This is a genomic window from Thiocystis violascens DSM 198 (assembly GCF_000227745.2).
GTDB lineage: Bacteria > Pseudomonadota > Gammaproteobacteria > Chromatiales > Chromatiaceae > Chromatium > Chromatium violascens.
Window position 1 is genome coordinate 750,052 of the sequence record NC_018012.1, and the last position, 23,586, is coordinate 773,637.

Genomic DNA, 23,586 nt, shown 5'->3' on the forward strand with positions numbered 1-23,586 from the left:
ATGCTTGTGCGGGACGCCAATGATGAAAATCCAAGAAGAATCATGGCATGCCTGGGTGGCGCTCGGTTGCGGACTCTTGGCGACGCTCTTTATCAGCGTTCAAGTCAAGCAGGGGATCGAGGCGGACGCCGTCCGTCAGTTCGGCTTCGACTGCGACCAGGTGACCCTGAAGATCCGCGAGCGTCTGGGCGCCTATGCGCTGATTCTGCGCGGCGGCGCGGCGCTGTTCGCGGCATCGGGGATGGTCGACCGTCAAGAATGGCGGTCCTATGTCGAAACCCTGCGGGCACAGGACAGCCTGCCCGGCGTGCAGGGGATCGGTTTTGCGCAAGTGTTCCCGTCGGATCAACTCGACGGCCATCTTTCCCGTATCCGCGCGGAAGGCTTTCCCGAGTACCAGGTGCATCCGCCGGGCGAGCGTGCCATCTACACCGCCATCATTTATCTTGAGCCCTTCCGCGACCGCAATCTGCGTGCCTTCGGATACGACATGTTTTCCGAACCGGTGCGACGGGCCGCCATGGAACAGGCGCGCGATACCGGCGAAGCGGCCTTGTCCGGCAAGGTCGTGCTGGTGCAGGAGAGCGGCGCCGAGGTGCAGGCGGGAGCCCTCATGTATGTCCCCGTTTATCGCAACGGCTGGCCTCTGGAGAGCGTCGAGCAACGACGGGCGGCCTTATTCGGCTGGTCGTACAGCCCCTACCGGATGAACGATCTGATGATCGGGATTTTGGGCGATTGGACGCATTACGATGGCGAGCCGATCGATTTGCGTATCCACGATGGTTCCCTGGCGACCCCCGAGACGCTGCTGTTCGACAGCCGGGGAGGGCGGCAGGCGCACGCCTCTTCCGCGCTACGCCAACAGGTACGGCATCTCGGTTTCAACGGCCATCGCTGGCTGCTGGTCTTCGATCAGACCTCGCAGACGTCCGGGATTCGCGCTGCCTGGGCCTGGGCAACCCTGCTTGGCGGACTGGCGCTCAGCGGCCTGCTGTTCGGCTTGATGCTGTCGGTCGTCAACACCCGCGCCAATATCCGTATCGCCCGCAACCTGGCCGACAAGCTCCGGCGGCGCGAGCAGTTGTTGAAGGAAAGCGAATTCCGTTGGAGGTTTGCCCTCGAAGGCGCCGGCGACGGCGTGATGGACTGGAGCGTGCCAGACGGCAAGGTCTTTTATTCCCGGCGCTGGAAAGAGATGCTCGGTTTTGCCAAGGACGAGATCTGCGACCGCCTGGAGGAATGGGAAGGCCGCATCCACCCCGAGGACCAGGCGCACGCCCTCGCAACGATTCAAGCCTATTTCGACGGCAAGATCCCATGTTATGTCAGCGAACACCGTCTCCGCTGCAAGGATGGCGATTGGAAATGGATGCTGGTGCGCGGCATGGTGGTCAGTTTCGATGACGCGGGCAAACCCCTACGCATGATCGGTACCTATACCGACATTACCGCCTGGAAACGCTCGGAAGAACAGCTTCGATTGGCCGCCAGCGTCTTCACCCACGCCAGCGAAGGCATCATGATCACCACCGCCGAAGGCACGATCATCGATGTCAATGACGCCTTTACCCGCATCACCAGTTACGACCGCGACGAAGTGCTGGGCCGCAATCCGCGCCTGCTCACCTCGGGGCGTCAGGGACGCGAGTTCTACGAGTCGATGTGGCGGACCCTGATCGAGGATGGCCATTGGAGCGGCGAAATCTGGAATCGTCGCAAGAATGGCGAAGTGTACGCCGAGATGCAAACCATCAGCGCCGTGCGCGACGCGCAGGGCAGCCCCCAGCACTACGTCGCCCTGTTCTCCGACATTACCGCGCTCAAGGAGCATCAACGCCAGCTCGAACATATTGCCCATTACGATGCGCTGACCTCGCTGCCCAACCGCGTGCTGCTCTCCTGCCGTCTGCTTCAGGCCATGACGCAGACCAAGCGGCGCGCGCAACGCCTGGCGGTGGCCTATCTCGATCTGGACGGTTTCAAGGCCATCAACGACAGCCACGGGCACGAAGCCGGCGATCAATTGCTGATGATCGTGGCGGGGCGCATGAAGCAGAGTCTGCGCGAGGGCGACACCCTGGCCCGTCTTGGCGGCGACGAATTCGTCGCCGTGCTGGTCGATCTGGGAGATGAGACGGGCAGCGTGCCGATGCTCACCCGTCTGCTCATGGCGGCGGCCCAGCCCGTGCCTGTGGAGGGTCTCGTCCTGCGGGTCTCGGCCAGCATCGGCGTCACCTTCTATCCGCAGTCGGAGGAGGTCGACGCGGATCAACTGCTGCGCCAGGCCGACCAGGCCATGTATCAGGCCAAGCTATCCGGCAAAAATCGCTATTGCTTCTTTGACGCCGAGCAGGACCAGAGTATTCGGGGTCATCACGCCAACCTGGAGCAAATCCGTCGTGCCCTGACGGTCAGCGAATTCATTCTCCATTATCAGCCGAAAGTCAACATGCGGACCGGCGCGGTCATCGGTGTGGAGGCGCTGATCCGTTGGCAACATCCGGAACGCGGCCTATTGGCCCCGGCGCTGTTTCTGCCGGTGATCGAAGATCACCCGCTGGCGATCGATCTCGGCGAATGGGTGATCGAGACGGCGTTAACCCAAATGGACGTCTGGCGCGCGGGCGGTCTGAATCTCCCCGTCAGTGTCAATATCGGCGCCCGCCAGTTGCGGCAGACAAACTTTGTCGAGTGTTTGCGGGCACGCCTGCTCGCCCATCCGGACATCGTTCCGAATGGCCTTGGACTGGAAGTGCTGGAGACCAGCGCACAGGAGGATCTGAACCGTGTCTCGACAGTGATCGATGCCTGTCGGGAGATCGGCGTCCTCTGTGCCCTGGACGATTTTGGCACCGGATATTCCTCGCTGACCTACCTCAAACGCCTGGCGGTCAGCCTGCTCAAAATCGACCAGAGCTTCGTGCGCGACATGCTCGACGATCCGGAGGATCTGGCGATCGTCGAGAGCGTCCTGGGACTGGCCGCCGCCTTTCGCCATCAGGCGCTTGCCGAAGGGGTGGAGAGTCTGGAGCAAGGCGAGATCCTGCTGCAACTCGGTTGCGAACTGGCCCAGGGGTATGGCATTGCCAGACCCATGCCGGGCGAAGCCGTGCCGGACTGGGTTCGCTCCTGGCATCCCGATCGGATCTGGAGCCAGCAGCAGCCTCTCGACCGCGATGAGTTGCCGATTCTCTTTGCCATCGTCGAGCACCGCGCCTGGATGCTGGCCATCGAACACGCTCTAAAGGGAAAGGGCGTGTGCGCGTTGGGCCCGGACCTTCATGACTGCCATCTGGGGCAGTGGCTCGCAGGGGAAGGCGCGGCGCGTCATGGCGCGCGGCCGGCCTTTCAAGCGATCATGCGCACGCATCGGCGGTTGCACGAGTCGGCCCGGCAGTTACTGAAAGATCATGCCCAAGGCCGTGAGAACGAGACGCCGGCCGAATTGGAGGAACTGCGCGGTTTCCATGCCGCGCTCTTGTTGCAGATGCGCCAGTTACTGAACGGAAGCAGTCGGCGGGTTGGGTAAGAGATGGCCGTCCAAATTTGACGTAGGAGCCCGCTTGCGGGCGAAATGCGTAGGAGCCAAATCCCGTCGCCCGGGATCAAGCCCGCAGACTCGCACGTCGTTAGGGTACAGTCATGTTCAACTTCCTGATCCTTGGTGCAAGATGACATTCGCCTTCGACAACACCTACGCGCGGTTGCCGGACCGCTTCTACGCCCGGCTTGCGCCGATTCCCGTCGCGCGACCGGACATGATCAGGCTCAACGAGGCGCTGGCCTCCCAACTTGGACTTGATCCGCGGGCGCTGCACTCCCCCGAGGGTCTGAACATGCTCGCCGGCAACCGGATTCCGGAAGGCGCCGAGCCGCTGGCCATGGCCTATGCCGGGCATCAATTCGGGCATTTCGTCCCGCAACTCGGCGACGGGCGGGCGATCCTGCTGGGCGAGATCGTCGATTCGGCGGGCGAGCGCTTCGACATCCAGCTCAAGGGTTCCGGGCGCACGCCCTTTTCGCGCGGGAACGATGGGCGGGCCTGGCTTGGTCCGGTTCTGCGGGAGTACATCGTCAGCGAGGCCATGCAGGCGCTCGGCATTCCGACGACGCGCGCGCTCGCGGCGGTCGCGACTGGCGAGCCGGTCTATCGCGAGCGTGCGCTGCCGGGGGCGGTGCTGACCCGCGTGGCGCGCGGCCATGTGCGGGTGGGAACCTTCGAGTACTTCGCCGCGCGCCAGGATAGCGAGGCGCTCAAGTGCCTCGCCGACTATGTCATCGTGCGGCATTACCCCGAGGCGCGGGAGACGGAGCGGCCTTACCGCGCGCTGCTCGATGCGATCGTCGCGCGGCAGGCGGACCTTGTCGCCGACTGGATGGGGGTCGGCTTCATTCACGGCGTGATGAATACCGACAACATGTCGATCGCCGGCGAGACCATCGACTATGGCCCCTGCGCCTTCATGGATACTTACCATCCAGGCACGGTCTACAGTTCGATCGACGATCGGGGGCGCTATGCCTACGGCAACCAGCCTCATGCCGCGCAGTGGAATCTCGGCCAACTTGCCCAGGCGCTGCTGCCGATTCTCGATGAAGACGTGAACCAAGCGGTCGCGGAAGCCCAGGCCGCGGTCGATGCCTTTCGTCATCACTTTGAGCAAGCCTACCTCGCGCGCTTTCGGGCCAAGCTGGGCTTGATGGAATCCCGTGAGGAGGATGCGGATCTGATCGACACGCTGCTGCGTGCAATGGCCGGGGGCGCCGCCGACTTTACCAATATCTTTCGCGCCTTGTGCGATGCCGCGACGGGAAACGACGCGGCGCTGCGAGTCCAGCCTGGCGGTCGCGACATTCTGGAGACATGGATACCGCGCTGGCGTGCGCGCCTCGCCCGCGAAGAGGCCAGCACGGACGCGCGGGCACAGCGAATGCGTTGCGCAAATCCGGCGGTCATCCCGAGAAATCACCGTGTCGAGGAGGCGCTCGACGCGGCGGTCGAGGACGACCTCGGACCCCTTGAAGCGCTGTTGGACGCGCTCGCCAAGCCCTGGGACGAGCGGCCCGAGCGGGGGATTTACACCCGGCCGCCAGAACCGCACGAGATCGTGCATCAGACGTTCTGCGGTACCTGACGGTCTTCGTCGATGGACGCCGCGAGGCCGTGGCGTTGTCCGCTCGCGCCTGGATCGGCCGGTCAAACCCACCTAACCCTGTGCCGATAAGGCCATCCGCATGCGCGTCACCAGGCTGACCGCACCCAGCGCGACCGCGCCGGCGATGATGCCAATCGCGGCCGTGATGGCGATAGGCATCATGACGGACAGCACGCGAACCATCCCGCGCGCGTGCGCGAGTCCCTCGCTCAGATGATGGATCCAGTCCTGCACGCCGGGGAGTCCATGGGCCAGGATTCCACCGCCGACCAGAAACATCGCGATGGTGCCCGCGATGGAAAGTCCCTTCATGAGTAAAGGTGCCGCGCGCAAAATGCCGCGTCCGAAGGCGCGTTGCCAACGGCTGAAAAAATTTTCGCCGTGCCGGCGGCTCAGGGCGAGCCCGGCATCGTCGAGCTTGACGATCCCCGCGACCAGGCCATAGACGCCGACGGTCATCAGCAGGGCAATGCCGCTCAGAACCAGAACCTGGGTCAGGAGCGGAGCCGCTTCGACGGTTCCGAGCGTGATGACGATGATCTCGGCGGACAGGATGAAATCCGTTCTGACCGCGCCGGCGATCTTGTCTCGCTCCAGCGTCATCAGATCCGTGCCGGGATCCGCGAGCGCGGCGGTCAGTTCGGCGTGGCGGGCGTCGGTTTCGGCCCCGGAATGCAGAAATTTGTGCGCGACCTTTTCAACGCCTTCGTAACAGAGATACAGCCCGCCGACCATCAATAACGGCAGGATCGCCCAGGGCGCGAGCAGGCTGATCGCCAGCGCGGCCGGGACCAGAATGAGTTTGTTGATCAGCGATCCCTTGAACACGGCCCAGACGACGGGCAGTTCCCGCTCGGCCCGGACTCCCTGAACCTGCTCGGCATTCAGCGCGAGGTCGTCGCCCAGGACGCTGGCGGTTTTTCTGGCCGCGACCTTGGTCAGCAGAGACACGTCGTCCAGAACGGTCGCGATATCGTCAATCAATGCAAGCAGGCTGGTTGCCATGGTGTCCTTACTTCCGGTCTCTTGAACAAAGAGGTGTATTTGACAGGCTGGATTCGCTTGTGTCGAGCCGGGAGAGCGTGGAAAATTCCCGGTTATTTTGTTGGATAATCCGAACGAGACCCGCTATGTCCGCTCCACCACGTTTTCTCTATCCCTTGACCTTCCCCTTGCGGCTCATGCCGAGTGTCATGCACAGCCGAGTGCTGGCGACGATGCTCAATCAGGTGATGAAAGAAGCCCTGCTGGAAGGCGAACTGGATTTTCTGCAAGGGCGCCGGGTCGCGATCGAGATCGATGATATCGGTGTGCGTTATTTGTTGGGGCTCAGCGAGGGGCGCATCCGGGGATATGGCAACGAGTCCAAGGCCGATGCCAGCATCGCGGGCGGTCTGCGGGAGTTTCTGCTCCTTGCCGCGCGGCGCGAGGATGCGGATACGCTCTTTTTTCAACGTCGGTTGAGGATGTCCGGCGATACCGAACTGGGTTTGTATCTAAAGAATTTTTTCGATGCCTTCGAGCCGCCGGAGCGCTGGGTACCCTTGACTCGGGCATTGGATCGAATGGCGAGTATCCGCTTTCCCGGTCGTTGATCCGCCACCGCGCCGATCCGAATCGGTGGCGACTGAAAGGAACGCGTTATAACAACGCGCGAAACACACAGGGATGGGCGTCTCGTCCAGCCCTGTGTGCTGTCGACGGTGAATCCTCGCCTAACGAATGTTCTCCGGCTCGTCGTTCTGCAGATAGGCTTCCTCTTCCGGGGTCAGATCCACTTCGTCGAAGCCATTGATCATCGGCATGATGTGCTCGCGGAACGAGTGCCCCGTGGTCAACATATAGACGTGGATCAGGACGAAGGTCAGGATCGTGAAGGCGGCCGCGGTATGCACCAGCGCCACGCCTTCCAGCCATTGGGTCGCATCGGGCACGTCGCGCCACAGGAAATAGAACAGATAGGCTAACCCGGACACCCAGATCAGCGGGAACAGCACGATCTTGAGCATCAGATAGGTGAGCGCCTGCAAGGGGTTGTGCTTGCGCCAGAACGCCTTGCGGTAGGGATGGTGCTCGCCCTTGAAGATGCCGAGGATATAAAAGCGCAGCACTCCCCACATCCCCTTGACGGTCGGGATGAAATGGCGCCAGTGCCGGGTCGTGAACAGCCAGAAAATACTGAAGGCCCAGAGCAACAGCAGCGCGAAGGCGGCGAGGGTGTGCAGCGTGACGGCGTTCTCGAAGTCAAACAGTTGATGGAATCCGTGGATCCCGAAACCCGTGATCATCAGGAACATGATCAGAAGCATCTGTGACCAGTGCCAAAAACGTTCAAACAGCGTGAAAATCCTGACGCGACGAATGGCCATCAGTGTTTTGCTCCCTTGGGCGAGAAAAGACGGATCAGGGCATGGATCAGAATGCCGAGCAGGGTGCCGACAACCGCCAGGATGCCGATCAGATCCACCCAGTAATTGTGGTCGCGTCCCGGCAGGTAGATCCCTTCCACGCCCTCCAGGCGCCCCTTTTCGGCATGACAGCTTTCGCAAGCCAGGGCGTCTTCCTTGGGTGCGACCATGTGCGTGATGGGCCAATAGGAGAGCGTCTCGACGAAGCCGAATTGGCCGGAGTAGGGGAGATTGAATTGCTTCATCCCGTGCTCGATGGCCTTGCCCATGTCGTAATTGCCCCAGTAGGAGTCATCGTCCTCGCCCCACAGGTGGTTGTAGACCAGGGTGCCGTTCCCGAGATCGGCGGGCATCCAGGTGCGCATGACCTTGAAGGGCCAGATGCGCGAGTCGCCATCCTCGCGCGAACCGGTAAAGTCGTTGATGGCGACGGCTTGATTGACATCGAACTTGGTGTCGATGGTGGTGTAGTTCATCTGGCCGTCGAACCAACGGTAGAGCGGTACGATGTTTTCGTCGTAGATGAAATCGCCCTTGATCGACTTATAGGTGTAGCGATGCTCGCCGTTGCCCTGGGTGTAGCCGTGCTCGTGATAGCCCTCGCCGTTGCGCGTTTTGCCGGCGGTGCGCCAGTCCCAATCGGTCATGGTAGCGACGCCGCCGCGGGCGAACTCGGGGATATGACAGGTCTGGCAGGCGACGCTGGAGATATGGTCGTTGCGCTTGAAGGCGGCGAGCGAATCGACCGGATGCGGTTCGAGACCGTGGCAGGACTCGCAGGTGGCGACATCGCGACGCTGGCCGGGTTTTCCGATGCCTTCATGGTCCTTGGCGGCAATCTCGTAGCGGCTGCCGGCCCAGACGTGCGACTTGGTGACATGGCAGGCGGTGCAGGCGAAGTTGAGCCCGTCCTCGCCCATGTGCACGTCGAGTTTGCGTGGCGGGTGTTTCAGGGCCGAGGACAAGTCGCCGTGCTTGACGTTATCGCCGCCGCCACCATTGAAATGGCAGGCGCCGCAGTTGGCGCGCTGCGGCAGGTCGACGCTCTGGGCCACCAGCGCTAGGTCGATCGCGGGCTTGCCCTCGAACATGACCGAACAGGCCGGGCTGCCCGCGCTGTTGGGCGTTTTATAATAGGTGCCGGTGGTTTCGTGACAGACCAGACAGTCGATGTTGGTCTCGTCGCTGAAGTCGAAGTTTTCGTCCTTCCAGCCATAGCCGGCATGGCATTGGGCGCACATTCCCTCGTTGCCGCGCGAATTGGTGCAGAAGTTGTTGATCAGGTGCTTCTTGCCGAGCAGTTGACCGGTCTCCGGGTTGCGGCGCTCCCAGGTCCAGTGGATATTCTTCATGAAGTGCTGCCCGGTCTCGGTATGGCAGCTTAGACACGCCTTGGTGACTTCCGGACCCGAGGCGAATGGCTGTTTCAATGCCTCGAATTTGCTGTGGTCGGCGGTTCCGCCGGTGAGCGGACCGGAGATTTGCGAAGGGACTGGCGCGACCGTGGCGGGAGGCGTCGGCCAGTTGTCCGCCGTGGTCTGTGTCGAGGTCAGCGCGAAAGATCCCAGCACCAGGGCCAGGAGAAATCCGATTGTCGGTCGCATGGGATGTGCTCCAATTTCTGAAAGACCGGGCTGGGCGATCAATGGACTTACGGTCGCCAGTCTGCGGTCTAAGCCGCGTCATCCTGCTATCAATCGTTCTCGGTTTCCATGACTTGCGGCAAGGCGACCGCTGCTGCATGTCGATTGTCGGTACGTCAGGGGGTTGTCGGGATTCAAACGGCAGCGATGCGCCTCGCACCGCTTCGCCAACTTGACGCGACCGAGGAAGGTCCGGACACTTGCGCCGCCTAATCCCATTGGTTCGAACGGCGTTCCGCTGTCGCGGAATCACATCACTCACCCCCTGATACCTGATACTTGGAGATATTCCGTGCTGGAACGCATTATCGAACGAGCGCTCTATGCCAGCCGTTGGTTGCTGGCGCCGATCTATCTCGGCTTATCGCTCACCCTGATCGCGATCGCTTTCATCTTTTTTCACGAGGTCTATCACCTGTTCAGCCACATCCTTGAGACGGCCGAATCGGACATGGTTCTGATGATTCTGTCGCTGATCGACCTGTCGCTGGTGGCTAGTCTGGTGGTGATGGTGATGTTTGCCGGATACGAGAACTTCGTCTCCCGCATCGACGTGCGCGAGGGCGACGACAAGCTGGATTGGCTAGGGAAACTGGATTCGGGCACGCTCAAGCTGAAGGTGGCGGCGTCGATCGTCGCCATCTCCTCGATTCATCTGCTCAAGGAATTCGTCAACATCCCCCATGTCCCGAACGACAAGCTGATGTGGTATGTCATCATCCACCTGACCTTCGTGGTGTCGGCACTGCTGATGGGCGTACTGGACCGCATGTCATTTGCCTCCCATCGCGATCATGGAGACAAGGACGACGCGCATTAGGCCCCTGTTTCGGCGATCAACTTGCCGTCAGGCAGGCGAGTTGATCGCGTCCATTGCTTTTCGCTCGATAGAGCGCGCTGTCGGTCGCGCGCAGCCACTGGCCGGCGCTCGCATGCGGATCGATTTCGGCCAGACCGATCGAGATGGTGATGCGGATAACCCCCGATTCGTGCTCGATCGTCATCGCACGGACGGCGTCCAGCAGGCGTTCGCCGAGCTGGATCGCCGTCTTGAGCGAGGTATCCTGCAACACGACCGCGAACTCCTCGCCGCCATAGCGCGCGACAAAATCCGTTTTGCGCGGAAATGCCTCGGCGCAGCAATTCGCCAGCCGCCGCAGCACCAGATCGCCGACGGGGTGTCCGAACCGGTCATTGATCGTTTTGAAAAAATCGGCATCCACCATCATAAGACACGCCGGCTGCCCGGAGAGCTTACTGAGTTCGAAGACCCGATCCAACTGTGTATCGAAAGCCTTGCGATTATAGAGACGGGTCATCGAGTCCAGTTCCATCTCCCGCTGCGCGGCATCCAATTCGCCGCGTAGCGTTTGTAGCCTGGCCGTCAAATGATGGAGCATGATTTGATGGCGCTGCTCGCGTTCCTGGGTGATATGCGTGATCAAATCGATGGCGTGAATCGCTTCCTGGCTTAGGGTTTCCACCGGGGCGTTGCTCTCGATCGCGCAGCGAAGTTTGCCGATGATGCTGGTGACCCGCGTCTGCTCTTCCTGATCCTCGGCCAGGATCTGCCCCAGGGTTTGCACGAAATCCCCCATCACCTGGCGCGTGCCCAAAATCTGCCGATTCACATAGTTTTGCTCACGGCGTCGCATGAGGGTGACGAATTCGCTCAGCCCCGCCCAATCGCAGGGGTTTGCGCTGCCTGGCTCGGCATTCCGGCTGCTCGACAGGGTCTCCGCTGGCGCGCGGGCGACCAGCAAATTCAGCACCCAGTGTTCGATTTGCTCGCGAATGGCGGACGCATCGATCTCGTCCAGATCGAAAGCATACTGACCCCAAACGCGCAGGGTCACGGCCAATTGTTCCAGCGCGGCCTGTTCGGAGCCTGGCGCGCATGAGCCGCCGCCAGCGGGTATCGATAAAGGTTCGAGCTGTTCGTTGGGCTCGATAAGGCCCTGTTGGCGTGTCGAACGATGATCCATGCGTCTTCCAATCCAAGGGTACAAGAACGGGAAGAGTACCGCTTCATTGAGGCGCCGACGAGTGCCGAATCGGGAATCGCGGGAAGATAAAGGGGGAGCGGAAGATTTCCTGCCACGCACAGGGTTCAGGAACACGGCAAACTGCGGTCAAGGTAAAGTCGTCCCGAGCGGACGGACTGACTTGCGATCCGCGCCGCGGGATCGCGGCGCGTTTTGAAAGGCCGGTGTCGCCCAGCCGTTTACTTTTTGTTGGTATCCATGCCGATGAGCGTATAGGCCGGGCACGAACGCAGATACGCGGTCCCGATCAGAATGAGACCGATCAGAATAAGCCACCAAGTGTAAATCAGACCAAGCAAAACGACCGCACCGCCCGCGATAAAACGGATGTTACGATCAGTGTCACCGATGTTTTTGGGCATATTCATCTGGAAGATCCTGTTGTGGTGTGGAGATTGACGAAGCGACTTCAGTCGACAAGTTGTCAGCCTATCGGAGTCTCTCGTTGCGCTCTGTGACATTGTCACAAGCGATAACCATGCATCCAATAGGGTAGCAGAAAAACCCGGTACGGCAATCCTTGTGATCAACTTTATGTGTTGGCGATGGCGGGCGCCGGGTTCTGTCAACGCGCTTCCAGGATGCTCGGATCGAGAAGTTCGATTTGACCGCGTCCGGTCAGCAGCGCCCCCGTTTTTTCGAAATCCCTCAGCAGGCGCGTGATCACTTCGCGCGACGAGCCCAGTTCCACGGCCAATTCCTGATGCGTGACACGCAGGATGCGACCCCTCGCGGCGCCTTTCGGCGACCGTCTGGCGCGGTGCAGCAAAAGCGCCGCGAGTCGCTGATCCAGCGGTTGGAACAGCACCGCGTCCAGAACCGAGAAGACCTCGCCGATGCGTTCGGCCACCTGAGCGAAGATAAAATCGCGCCAGTGCGAAGAGGAGGTCAGCCAGCGTTGCACATCGCCCTGAGCCACCACGGCGGCCTCGACCTCGGTCTCGCAGACGGCGAAGGCGGGAAAGGGGCGTTGGCTCAGGATGCAGGACGCCGTCACCACGCAGCTTTGACCGGCCTCGATCCGGTACAGGGTGATTTCGCGGCCATTCTCGCCGAGTTTATAAACACGTCCCGTCCCCGCGAGCACCAGCGCGAGTTGGGAACATTGGCCGCCGTCGCGACAGATGATGTGCTCGGCCGGGAGTGTCGCCACCTTTGCCTGCGCGAAAAAGGTCTCGCGCAGTGCCTCGCCGCCGTCGCGCAGAAACGCAAAGCGCTCGATCAGACGGCGTTGCTGGCTGGAATCCTGGATCATTCTGGCTGGTTGTCTCTCAACGCGGCAGCGGAATGGAGCGGAAACCATGGCACAAGATCCCGAAGGTCGCCAGCCCCAGCAGGCCCGAAACGCCCATGCCGAGCAGCATCGGTCCGGCGCTGCCGTCGTGTAGCAGACTGACCAGGGTGCCCATCAGCGCGCCGGCGCCGAAGCGGGTCGCGCCCGCGAAGGCCGAGGCGGTGCCCGCGCTCTTGGGGAAAAAGGACATGAAGCCGGCCATGGCGTTGCCGAGCACCACCCCGGTCATGCCGAGATAGAGCGCGGCCATCGTCACGATCGCCCACAAGGGCGTCTCGCCGACCATCAAGAGCAACAGCGCCAGGGCGCCCGCCAGCCCCTGCGCGCTCAGTCCCCAACGCAGCAGTCGGTCAGACCCCAGACGCGCCACGAAGCGCGCGTTCAGCAAGGAAAACACCATCCCCAGCGCCACGTTCGCGCCGAAGGCGGGGCCGAACCAGGTGGCGGGGAGGTGATGGAGCTGGATGTAGACATAGGGTGAAGTCACGATGAAGGTCATCATGCCGGCGAAACTGGCTGCGGCGGTCAGCAGGTAACCCAGCGCGACCCGATGGCGCAGGATCCGCAGATAGTTGCGCAGGATCAGGCCGAGATCGAAGACATGACGATGGTGCGCGTGAAGCGTTTCGTGCACCAGTCGAAAAAAGAGCAGGGCCGCGATCAAGGCAATGACAAAGAGCGCCAGAAAGACCATCCGCCAGCTTGCCAGACTGATGATCAGCGAGCCCACGGTCGGCGCCACCAAGGGAGCCATGGACATGACCAGCATGACCAGCCCCATGACCCGAGCATAGTCGTCCTTCTCGTAGAGATCCCGCACCAGGGCGGGGATGGTCACCGCCACGGCCGCGCCGCCGAGCGCCTGTACCGCGCGCGCCGCGAGCAGCCACTCCATGCTCGGCGCCAGCGCGCAGCCCAGATCCGCCAGCAGAAACAGAACGAGTCCGCCCCCGATGGTCAGGCGCCGCCCCAGGATATCCGACAGCGGCCCGAGGAAGAGTTGGGCGGTGGCGAAGACCGCCAGATAGACGGTCACGGTGATCTGCGCCAGTTCGATCGACGAGGCCAGATCCTGGGCGATGGAGGGCAGGCTTGGGAGATACAGATCGATCGCGAAGGGCGTCAGGCCAGCCAACAGGCCAAGCGCGATCAGGAGGGTAGGGCGGATTGGCATGAAACCGCGTCCGGTGTGAGGTGCGTGGCGGGTGGATCGGTTTGGCCGTTCCGATATCGTGCTCATCAACTATCATAATGGACCGGGTTTAGGATGCGCCAGTCGACGGACAATGTTGCGGGGTAATGAATGACAGACGAGGATGACCGACCCGAAGCGGCCGAATGCCGCCCGACCGACCGTGCCTTGCGGGACCGCGAGCCACTGTTCCAAGCGATGTTTATGAACGCCCCGCTCTGCATCCTGATCCACGACGCGGACACCGGCGAGATGCTGGAGGCCAATCCCACCGCCTGCGCGCAGTACGGATATGCTTCGTTCGAGTCGCTCAAGGCCGGCTTCGGTCAGATTTGGCTCGAACCGCCTTACTCTATCGAAGACTCGGTGCAGTGGGCCACCAAGACGATCCTGGAAGGCCCGCAGCAATTCGAATGGTGCTATCGCCACGCCGAGGGCAAGTTGCAGTGGGAATGGGTGCATCTGAGCACGCTCGTCCTGCACGGCAAGCTCTGCATCCTGGCCATGACGGTCGACATCACGCACAAAAAGCAAATCGCGGCGGACCTGCAAGCCAGCCAAGCATACGCCAGCGCCATCATCGACGCCGCGCCCGTCCCCATTGCCGTGATCGACGAGGGGCAGCGCATCAACTACTTAAACCCCGCCTTCATCGAGATGTTCGGCTATACCCTGGAGGACGTCCCCACCCTGGCGGACTGGTGGCCGCGGGCCTACCCGGACCCCGACTATCGCCAATGGGTCCAGGGCATTTTGCAGGAGCGTCTGGCGCACGTCGAGCAGGCGGGCGGGCGATTCGAACCGCTGGACGAGCTGCTGGCGGTCGACGTCCGCTGTAAGGATGGCCGGGTCCGCACCGTTCAGGGCGGCGCGACCCACCTCGGCCCCGCCTTCGGGGGCCTCTACTTGTTCAACTTCTACGACGTGACCGATCTTAAGCAGGCTAGGGAGCAGGCAGAACAGTCCGCGCGCGTCAAATCCGAGTTCCTGACCAACATGAGCCATGAGATCCGCACCCCGCTCAACGCCATGCTGGGCCTGGCGCAACTGCTGGAAGGCGAGGCGCTGTCGGCGGAGCAATGCCATCTGGTCCAACGACTGCGCGAGGCTGGACAATCCCTGCTCGCGCTCGTCAACGACATCCTCGATCTCTCCAAGCTTGCGGCCGGTCAACTGCGGCTGACCGCGCGGACCTTCTCCCCGGCGGCCGTGCTGGCGCAGGTCGCAAGCCTCCTGGGTCAAGAGGCCCGCGCCAAAGGGCTCGCCTTCCGGATCGACGCACCGGCGAACCTCGCCGCCTGGCTGCGCGGCGATTCGCTTCGGTTGGAGCAGATCCTCGTCAACCTGGTCGGCAACGCGGTGAAATTCACCGACCACGGCGAGGTGCGCATCCAGGTCAGCCAAGCGGACATCGACACCCAGAGGGTGCGGCTGCGTCTGGAGATCCAGGACACCGGGATCGGGATCACCCCCGAGCATCTGCCCACCCTGGGCGCCGCCTTTACCCAGGCGGATGGGAGCATCACCCGCCGGTTTGGCGGTACCGGGCTTGGGCTGGCCATCAGCAAACAGTTGGTCGAGCGGATGGAAGGTACCTTCGGCATCGACAGCACCCTCGGGGTCGGCAGCGCCTTCTGGTGCGAACTGCCTTTCGCGCGGGCCAGCGCGGACGACGCCATCCCCTTGGAGAAGGCCGCGCCCGCCGAGCGGACGCTCGGACCGCGCCTGAGCGGCGTGCATTGTCTGGTGGCGGATGACTGCCCACTGAATCAGGAGCTGGTCGAGCGCGCACTGAGGTGCGAGGGTGCCCGTGTGACGCTGGTTGCCGACGGTCGGCAGGCCCTCGACTGGCTGCGCGACCACCCCAAGGCAATCGATGCGGTGCTGATGGACATCCAGATGCCGGTGATGGATGGGCTCACGGCGGCGCGCGCGATCCGCGAGGAACTCGGCCTGATCGAGCTGCCCGTCATCGCCTGCTCCGCGGGCGTGCTGGCCGAGCACCGTCAACAGGCGCACGAGGCCGGATTCAGCGACTTTCTGGCGAAGCCCATGGATCTGGAGGATCTGGTCGCGGTGCTCCAGCGCTGGTGTGCAACGCCCGCGGCGGACGCCGCACCGCCCACCGGCGTCCCGACACGAACGCTCTCCGGGGCGCCGCGCACGGTCTTTCCCGACATCCCCGGACTCGACACCCATCAGGCTGCGCGACTCCTCGGCGACGATTGGTCGCTCTTTATCAAGCTGCTGCCGAAACTGACCATGGACTTTCGCGACGCGGCACAACGCACGCGCGACGACCTGGCGCGTGGCGCGATGGCCGACGCCGCCCTGGGGCTGCATTCCCTGCAAGGGCGCCTCGGCTATCTTGGCGCGCGCGAGCTGATCCAGACCGCCCGAACCTTGGAGCAGGGCCTGTTGGATGGGCGCACCGATCTCGAGGACATGATCGATACGCTTGAGGGACAACTCGCCGCGCTGCTCTCCGCGCTCGCGCCCTGGCTGGAACAATCCACCCAGCCGGCGGCGAGCGCGGGCGCGGCCAATGCGCTCGACTCGACGCAACTGGCGGCGCTGCATGCAGCCCTGATCCGCGGCGATCTGGCGGCATTGGCGCTGTTCGAGGTTCTGGAGCCGGCCCTGGTGCGGCGCGACGGCGAAGCCGCGACCGCGGCCCTGGCCGAGACGATCCGCTTGCTGCGCTTTGACGAGGCGCTGGCGCTTCTGGCGCCCGAGCCGGATCCGTCCCTCGATGCCGCCGACCGCTCGCAACGACGCAGCTCCTGCCAGACAGGGCTGAAGAAGATCCTGATCGTCGACGACGACCCTGTCAGCGTCCAACTCGCGGGGGCGGCGCTGATGTCCGACTACCAATGCGAATTCGCCTTATCCGGGGCGCGGGCGCTGGAACGGCTGAACATCGGGGCGCCGCCAGCGCTGATCCTGCTCGACCTCATGATGCCCGAGATGGACGGTTATGCCCTGTGCCGATGGCTTCGGGGCGACCCGCGATGGCGGGATCTTCCGGTGATCTACGTCACCGCCAGCCAGGATCTTGAGAGCGAGACCCGTGCCCTGCGGACTGGCGCGACGGATTTCATCTCCAAACCGATCAATCCGCCGGTGCTGCGTCTGCGGGTTGGCCTGCAAATCGAGTTGCGCAAGCGCGAGCAGGCACTGCGCGAGAGCGAGGCGCGCTTTGAGCGCCTCGCCCATTATGACGCGCTGACCGGGCTGCCCAACCGCCTGCTGCTGGCCGACCGTCTGCACCAGGCCATGGTGCAGACCCTGCGGCGCGGACAATCCCTGGCGCTGGCCTATCTCGATCTGGACGGTTTCAAGGCCATCAACGATCGTCACGGACACGCCGCCGGCGACCAGTTGTTGAAGGTTGTGTCCGAGCGCATGCAGCAGGCCGTGCGCGAAGGCGACACACTTGCCCGGCTCGGTGGAGACGAATTCGTGGCCGTGCTGGTCGATCTTGCGGACAGCGACGCCAGTGTGCCGTTGCTTAAACGGCTGCTCGCCGCCGCCGCCGCGCCGGTGCCGCTCGGCGAGCTGGTCGTGCAGGTTTCGGCCAGCATCGGCGTCACCTTTTATCCGCAACCGGACGAGATCGACGCGGATCAACTGCTGCGCCAGGCCGACCGGGCCATGTATCAGGCCAAGCTAACTGGCAAGAATCGCTACCAGGTCTTCGACCGCGAGGATGATCGGCGCCCGTGGCCGTCATAAGCAGTGATGAAAACCGCCGAATGAGAGTCGGCGCTCCTAGGGCGTGCTGGACGCGGCTGCGTGTCCATGATTCGCCCGCTGCATCCAGTTTCCCGCCCGCCGGATAAGCCCGACCAGATCGTCGACGAAGGTGAAAACCACCGGAATCACCAGCAACGACAGCAGCGTCGAGGTCAGCAGACCGCCGATCACGGCGATGGCCATCGGCGAGCGAAAGCTCGGTTCGGCGCCCAGGCCGAGCGCGATCGGCACCATGCCGGCGATCATGGCGATGGTGGTCATGAGGATCGGGCGGGCGCGCTTGTGACAGGCGTCCAGTAGCGCCGCCGTGCGCTCCATGCCGTGTTCAAGGCGCGCCTTGACCGCGTATTCGACCAGCAGGATCGAGTTCTTGGTGACGATGCCCATCAGCATCAACAAACCGATGACGGAGGGCAGCGAAAAGCTGTTATGGGTCAGCAGCAGGGCGGCGAAGGCCCCGCCGACCGAGAGCGGCAGTGCGGCGAGGATGGTCGCCGGTTGCCGGAAGTCGTGGAACAGCAGCACCAGCACGATATAGATAAAGAGAATGCCGGTCAGCATCGCCGAACCGAAACCGCCGAAGACTTCCGCCATGCGCTCGGCGTCGCCCGAAGCGGGCCGACTTATGCCCGGTGGTAGGCGTTGCAGCGACGGCAGCTGATCGACTTGCTCCAGCGCCTGACCGACCGTCTGTCCGGCCAGTTCCACGTCGATGGTCACGTTGCGGTTGCGGTCCAGCCGGTCGATCTGCGCCGGACCGCTTCCCAGGCGTAATTCGGCCACGGCGCTCAAGGGCACCTGTCCCGACCAGGCGGGCAAGCGCAGCTGCGCGAGGGCGTCCAGATCACCGCGCAGTTCGGGCGCCAGACGCACCCGGATCGGGATCTGCCGCTCGGGCAGATTGAGCTTGGGCAGTTGCACCTCGAAATCGCCGGCGGTGGCGACCCGGATCGCGCTGGCCATGGCGGCGGTAGTGACGCCCAGATCGGCGGCGCGCGCGAAATCCACGTCCACATGGATCTCGGGGCGTTGCAGACTGGCGTTGGAGGTGACGTTGCCGATGTTTTCCAGGGTGCGCAGATCGCGTTCCACGAGTTGACTGGTGCGATCGAGCAGACCCGGATCGTCGCCGGCCAGCACCACCTGGAGACGTTCGCCGACATCGCCGAGACCCACCGAGATGCGCGCGCCAGGCAGTTCGCGCAGACGCTCGCGCAATTCTTGTTCGATGGCGGATTGCTTGCGCGGTCGGTCGTGCCGGTGTTTCAGCAGGATGGTCAGCGACGCCTTGCGCACGTCGCTACTGCCGCCCTCGGTAAAGGGGCCGGAGCCGGCGACCGATCCGACGGTGGTGAAGACGCGGGTGATGTCGGCAACCGGCGCGAGCAGCGCCCGCGCCAACTCGGCCGCGCGGCGTGTCTCCTCCAGCGTGCTGCCCGGTGCCAGTTCGAGCTTGACCGCGGTCTGATTGCGATCCGCCGCCGGCATGAAGCCGGTCGGCAGCAGCGGCACCAGCGCCAGCGAGCCGGCGAAGAAGAGGAGGGCGGCCGTCAGCGTGGTCTTGCGGTGCCGGAGACACCAGCGCGCGGCGACGAGATAACCGCGCATCAAGCGTCCGTCGTCAGGTCCGGCGTCGTGCGACTTGAGCAGATAGGCCGACATCATGGGGGTCAGCATGCGCGCGACCACCAGCGAGAAAAACACCGCGACCGCGGCGGTAATACCAAATTCGCGGAAGAACTTGCCGGGCACGCCGCCCATGAAGGCGGTCGGCAGAAAGACCGCGATCAGAGTCAGACTGGTGGCGATGACCGCCAGACCGATCTCGTCGGCGGCCTCGATCGCGGCCTGGATCGGCCCCTTGCCCATGCGCAGATGGCGCACGATGTTCTCGATCTCGACGATGGCGTCGTCGACCAGGATGCCGACCACCAGGGCCAGCGACAGCAGGGTCAGGGCGTTGAGACTGAAGCCGAACCAGTGGATCACGGCGAAGGTCGGGATCACCGAGAGGGGCAGGGCGGCGGCGGCAACCAGGGTCGCGCGCCAGTCGCGCAGGAACCACCAGACCACCAGCACGGCGAGAATGGCCCCTTCGTAGAGGAGTTCCATCGAGCCTTTGAAATTGTCCTCGACGGCCGCGACCGTGTCGTAGGCTTCCTCGATCCGGACCTGAGTAAAACGCTCGCCCAGCGCTTGCACTGCCTGACGGACATCCGCCGCAACCGCGACCTCGCTCGCGCCCTTCAATCGGGTCACCGAGAAACCGACCACCGGTTGGCCATCGAGCAGCGCATAAGCGGTGCGCTCGGCGATGCTGTCGTGGACATGGGCGATCCGATCAAGCCGCACGCTGTGCCCGCCCGTCAAGGGAATGTCGAGCGCGGCGATCTCGGCGATGTCATGCACCGCGCCGAGCGTGCGCACCGACTGGACGCCGGCGCCGATATCGCCGCGTCCGCCCGATGCATCCTGCTGGATCTGCTTGAGCCGCGCCGAGATGTCCGCCGCCGTGACGCCGAGCGCGGCCATCCGGGTCGGGTCCAGATCGACGGCCACCTCGCGGTCGACCCCGCCGACCCGCTTGACCGCGCCCACGCCCTGGACGGCCAGCAATGCCTTGCCGATCTCGTTGTCGACGAACCAGGACAGCGCCTCCTCGTCCAGACGCTCGGACGCCACCGTGAAGGTGAGGATGGCGCCGCCGGCGGTCGTGACCTTGGAGACCACCGGGTCGGTCATGTCCTGGGGCAGTTCGGCGCGAACGCTGTCGACGGCGTTGCGCACATCGTTCAAGGCGGTCTCGATCGGGATATCGATATCGAACTCGATCCGGAGCGTCGCGCTGCTGTCGTTCAGGGTGGTGCGGATATGCTGCACGCCGCCCAGGGTCGCGACCTGATCCTCGATCTTGCGCGCGACCTCGGTTTCGAGCTGGGTCGGATCGGCGCCTTCCAGTCGCGCGGTGACGGTGACCGTGGGGAGTTCGATATCCGGGAAGTTCTGGATTCCGAGCGCGCGGAAGCCCATGAACCCGAGCAGGGTCAGCAGCCCGAACAGCAGAATCGCCGGGACCGGGTTGCGGATCGACCAGGTGGAGACGTTCATGGCCGACCCATTGTGAGCGGATCGGCCGGGACGACGCGCACGCTGTCCCCATCGTTGAGGAAGGCCCCGCCGGATTCCACCAGCGGCGCCGGGGTCGGGAGTCCGGCGACGATCTCGATGCGGTTCCCGGCACGGCGTCCGGTGCCGATCTTGCGCTGGATCACGCGCCGGTCGTCGCTGACCTCGAAGACATAGCGGTTGCCGTCGCGCAGGACGACGGTGGATTCGGGCACCGTCAGCGCCGGCGTCTGGCCGACGATGATCTCGCCGCGCGCGAAGTCACCCGCATGGGCCGCGCCAGGGTCGGGCAGGTCGACATAGACCAGCGCCAGACGGGTGGTCGGATCGAAGGTCGGCGCCGGCAGGCGCACCACGCCGTCCAGCGAGACGTCTTCGCTGAGTCGGATGCGCGCGGCCTGACCGGGCCGGATGCGCGCGAGTTGCTCGGCCATCACCTCGGCGCGCCATTCGATGCGGTTCTGGCGGATCAGCCGGAAGAGTTCGGTCCCGGCCTGGACCACGCTGCCCAGGGTCACGGTGCGTGACGCGATAACCCCATCGTCGACGGCGCGAATCCGGGTCTGGTCGAGTCGGATCCGTTGCCCCTTGAGTTGAGCCTCGGCGGCGGCGAGGTTGGCCCGCGCGGTCTCCTCGGCCACCAGATACTGCTTGCTTTCCTGCCCGGACAGCGTAGCGCGGCCAGCCAAGTTGCGCGCCCGCTCGCCATTGGCCAGCGCCTCCGAGAGTGCGGCTTGAGCCTGTTCGACACGCGCCTGCTCCAGTTCCAGATCGGCGCGCACGGACGCCTGCGACAGATCCGCCAGGACATCGCCACGCCGCACCTGATCACCCACGTCAGCCGTCAGCGCGACCACTCTCAAGCCACCGATCTCGGCGGCGATCACCGCCTCCTGCCAAGCCGTCAGGCTGCCGCTGGCCGGGATGGCGACCGGCCAGTCGTCTAGGCGGGCCAGGGTGGTCGTCACCGTCAGGGCGGCGATCGTCGGCTGCCCGGAACCGTCTGCGGCAAGCGATTGCTGAAAGATCGACGTCAAGCTCAGACAGATCAGGGCGAGCCGCCTGATCAATAAAGGAAAACATGGGTTCATAGAGGGTTTTCTTGCGACTTCGTCAACGGAACGATGGGGGCCGACGTGAACGTGGCGTCGGAAGCGAGCGTCAAGTTGCTCGAAAGACGTTGAATCAATGGTTTTCGTCCCGTGCAAAGCGGACCTGAACATCGCGTGGCGGCGCCAGATGGGGTGCCGTGGTGACTATCAGCCGAGCGCCAGCCCGGACATACTCCTCGGCGTTGCCGGCATGGATACCGCCAGCGGCGGCAATCGCCGTCGTCGATCCGCGAGCGGCAAGCGCGGCGGCCACCTCGGCGACGAGCTGAGGCTGAAACTTCTCCAGTTGCAACACGTCCGCATCCGCCCAGGCCAAGGCTTCTTCCAGGTTCGCAACCTCGACCACCACACGCTTTTCCGGGCATTGGCGATGCAGCCGCGCGACCGTCTCGGCGTGGCGTTCCTGATCGAGAAACAGTCGATGTTCGGCGAAAATCAGGAGGGTCTCGGACAAACCATTGCGGTGCATCACGGCGCCGCCGGCCCGAAAAGCCTTGGCGGCCAGCCGGCGGGTTCCGGGGACGTTCTTGCGGGTTCCGGCGACCATGGCATCCGGATGTCCGCGCCGTGCCGCAGCGACGATCGCGGCGGCGCTGGTGGCGATACCCGAGCACCATTCCATCAGAGTCTGTGCGGTCTTCCAGCCACGATGCAGGGCATCGACTCGGCCGCGCGCCTCCAACAACAGGGTTTCGGTTGGCGCATCGCTGCCTGAAGCCGCATGAATCTCAACCCGTGCGCCGCATAACTCGAACAGACGCGCCGCTTCCTCGACCCCGCAAACCACCATCGGGTCGCGGGCAAAGAAGCGGATACGTCCAGATTGTGCGGCGATTCCGAGCGAGTCGGTGGTCAGATCGCCATAAGGGACATCTTCGGCGAGCAACTGGTGGAGTTCATGGTCACCGAGGACCGAGAGTGTCGGTGCGATCACTGAATCTTCCTATCGGGTTTGGTTGGACTGGGGGAGGCACATTCTAGCGATATTCAGCGCAGCACCCTGGATTTGGGATCAGTTGATTACTTGACTTTACATAATATACATTATGCGCAATCTTGGATGCCGATAACGTCGGCGTGATTCCAACGGCGCACAGGTCGTTCCAAGGCGGATGCCAAACTGTCCAAGCTCCGCGCGCGCGTTGCAACGCGCGTGCTTGCATTGCGATCGATCTTCCGACTTCAAGGTCAACGTGACCGACTCACAGCTAAACGCGGTTTACGCGCACTCGTCCGCGACATCGACGATCGCCCTGACCCACGACTCCATCGCCAGATTAGCCAGCGGCATGGGCGCTTCCAGAAAGGTCACCACGAAGCTGTCCGGCTTCTCGACCACGCCGATCGATCGAGGGCGCACGGCCATCACATGGGCATTCGGCAGATGGGTGCCAAAACAGAAGATGATGTGCTTGGCAGCCAGGATGTCATGAGCGATCTCACCCTCGGGGAGCGCGGTGGTGTGCTCGAAATGATCGAAGGTGGCGATCAGCCTGGCAATCTTGTGCTCGCTCACGCAGTCGTTCAGATAGGCGATGATGGCGTCGACATCGGTGAACCGGGTCTCGGTTTTCGGCACTTCGAGGCTATAAACGGGGTATTTCTCTTGCAGAAGGAACTGTTGCATGGGTGCTCTCTGGATGGTTTGGAGGTGGGCGGATAACCAACTAAAATTCTAAGCAATGTCGCGCGGCAAGCATTGAAGATTCGCAATTCCGACGCTCGCCATGCAGAGAGCGTCGGCGATCGGCTCGCTTGACAAGGCTTTTTTTTGCATTACATTGTTAGCACTCTAAATGGACGAGTGCTAACAAGCATCGCCCCCTGTGCTGAGTTGTTCTGACCAACCCC

The 23,586-nt window shown here is 63.3% G+C and carries 16 protein-coding genes; 5 read left to right on the forward strand and 11 right to left on the reverse strand.

Going from position 1 to position 23,586, the window contains the following annotated elements; translation table 11 throughout:
• Positions 1 to 19: 19 nt before the first annotated feature.
• Complete coding sequence (locus tag THIVI_RS03385) at positions 20 to 3,532, forward strand: CHASE domain-containing protein (RefSeq protein ID WP_014777243.1); 3,513 nt, start codon at positions 20 to 22, stop codon at positions 3,530 to 3,532.
• 142 nt (positions 3,533 to 3,674) lie between these two features.
• On the forward strand, positions 3,675 to 5,138 hold the full coding sequence (locus THIVI_RS03390; RefSeq protein WP_014777244.1) for a protein adenylyltransferase SelO: 1,464 nt from the start codon (positions 3,675 to 3,677) through the stop codon (positions 5,136 to 5,138).
• A 72-nt stretch (positions 5,139 to 5,210) separates the two neighbouring features.
• Here the strand turns inward: THIVI_RS03390 and THIVI_RS03395 are convergent, their stop codons facing one another.
• Positions 5,211 to 6,164 carry a DUF808 domain-containing protein gene (locus THIVI_RS03395; RefSeq protein ID WP_014777245.1) on the reverse strand — a complete coding sequence of 318 codons (954 nt, stop codon included), beginning with the start codon at positions 6,162 to 6,164 and terminating at the stop codon, positions 5,211 to 5,213.
• A 125-nt stretch (positions 6,165 to 6,289) separates the two neighbouring features.
• On the opposite strand from THIVI_RS03395, the gene ubiT reads away from it, so the two are divergent.
• The gene (gene ubiT / locus THIVI_RS03400) at positions 6,290 to 6,754 is read left to right on the forward strand and encodes a ubiquinone anaerobic biosynthesis accessory factor UbiT (protein WP_014777246.1); all 465 of its coding nucleotides are present in this window, start codon (positions 6,290 to 6,292) and stop codon (positions 6,752 to 6,754) included.
• A 120-nt stretch (positions 6,755 to 6,874) separates the two neighbouring features.
• Here ubiT and THIVI_RS03405 read toward each other — a convergent pair whose 3' ends face one another.
• Positions 6,875 to 7,528 carry a cytochrome b/b6 domain-containing protein gene (locus tag THIVI_RS03405; protein ID WP_014777247.1) on the reverse strand — a complete coding sequence of 218 codons (654 nt, stop codon included), beginning with the start codon at positions 7,526 to 7,528 and terminating at the stop codon, positions 6,875 to 6,877.
• Positions 7,528 to 9,171: a tetrathionate reductase family octaheme c-type cytochrome gene (locus THIVI_RS03410; protein WP_014777248.1), complete on the reverse strand. Its 1,644-nt coding sequence runs from the start codon at positions 9,169 to 9,171 to the stop codon at positions 7,528 to 7,530. The genes THIVI_RS03405 and THIVI_RS03410 overlap by 1 nt, the downstream gene beginning before the upstream one ends.
• A 331-nt stretch (positions 9,172 to 9,502) precedes the next feature.
• On the opposite strand from THIVI_RS03410, the gene THIVI_RS03415 reads away from it, so the two are divergent.
• Positions 9,503 to 10,030: a TIGR00645 family protein gene (locus tag THIVI_RS03415; protein ID WP_014777249.1), complete on the forward strand. Its 528-nt coding sequence runs from the start codon at positions 9,503 to 9,505 to the stop codon at positions 10,028 to 10,030.
• A 16-nt stretch (positions 10,031 to 10,046) separates the two neighbouring features.
• Here the strand turns inward: THIVI_RS03415 and THIVI_RS03420 are convergent, their stop codons facing one another.
• The 4 genes from THIVI_RS03420 to THIVI_RS03435 form a co-directional block, all read right to left on the reverse strand.
• Positions 10,047 to 11,195 (reverse strand): GGDEF domain-containing protein, encoded by a 1,149-nt coding sequence (locus THIVI_RS03420; RefSeq protein WP_014777250.1) that lies wholly within the window; start codon positions 11,193 to 11,195, stop codon positions 10,047 to 10,049.
• Between the two features lie 239 nt (positions 11,196 to 11,434).
• Complete coding sequence (locus THIVI_RS03425; RefSeq protein ID WP_014777251.1) at positions 11,435 to 11,623, reverse strand: YgaP family membrane protein; 189 nt, start codon at positions 11,621 to 11,623, stop codon at positions 11,435 to 11,437.
• Positions 11,624 to 11,820: 197 nt separating this feature from the next.
• Positions 11,821 to 12,510, reverse strand: coding sequence for a Crp/Fnr family transcriptional regulator (locus tag THIVI_RS03430; RefSeq protein WP_014777252.1), 690 nt, complete (start codon positions 12,508 to 12,510; stop codon positions 11,821 to 11,823).
• A gap of 16 nt (positions 12,511 to 12,526) precedes the next feature.
• Positions 12,527 to 13,723 carry a Bcr/CflA family multidrug efflux MFS transporter gene (locus tag THIVI_RS03435; RefSeq protein ID WP_014777253.1) on the reverse strand — a complete coding sequence of 399 codons (1,197 nt, stop codon included), beginning with the start codon at positions 13,721 to 13,723 and terminating at the stop codon, positions 12,527 to 12,529.
• A 129-nt stretch (positions 13,724 to 13,852) separates the two neighbouring features.
• Here THIVI_RS03435 and THIVI_RS22505 point away from each other — a divergent pair, with 129 nt between their 5' ends.
• Positions 13,853 to 17,476 (forward strand): response regulator, encoded by a 3,624-nt coding sequence (locus THIVI_RS22505; RefSeq protein ID WP_014777254.1) that lies wholly within the window; start codon positions 13,853 to 13,855, stop codon positions 17,474 to 17,476.
• A 36-nt stretch (positions 17,477 to 17,512) separates the two neighbouring features.
• Here the strand turns inward: THIVI_RS22505 and THIVI_RS03445 are convergent, their stop codons facing one another.
• The 4 genes from THIVI_RS03445 to THIVI_RS03460 form a co-directional block, all read right to left on the reverse strand.
• On the reverse strand, positions 17,513 to 20,605 hold the full coding sequence (locus tag THIVI_RS03445) for an efflux RND transporter permease subunit (RefSeq protein ID WP_014777255.1): 3,093 nt from the start codon (positions 20,603 to 20,605) through the stop codon (positions 17,513 to 17,515).
• Positions 20,602 to 21,660: an efflux RND transporter periplasmic adaptor subunit gene (locus THIVI_RS03450; RefSeq protein ID WP_157174349.1), complete on the reverse strand. Its 1,059-nt coding sequence runs from the start codon at positions 21,658 to 21,660 to the stop codon at positions 20,602 to 20,604. Before THIVI_RS03450 ends, THIVI_RS03445 begins: the two co-directional genes overlap by 4 nt.
• 148 nt (positions 21,661 to 21,808) lie before the next feature.
• Entirely contained in the window at positions 21,809 to 22,669 is an 861-nt protein-coding gene (gene modD / locus THIVI_RS03455; RefSeq protein ID WP_014777257.1) for a ModD protein, read from the reverse strand.
• Positions 22,670 to 22,954: 285 nt separating this feature from the next.
• Complete coding sequence (locus THIVI_RS03460; RefSeq protein WP_014777258.1) at positions 22,955 to 23,362, reverse strand: DUF6858 family protein; 408 nt, start codon at positions 23,360 to 23,362, stop codon at positions 22,955 to 22,957.
• Between the last annotated feature and the right edge of the window lie 224 nt (positions 23,363 to 23,586).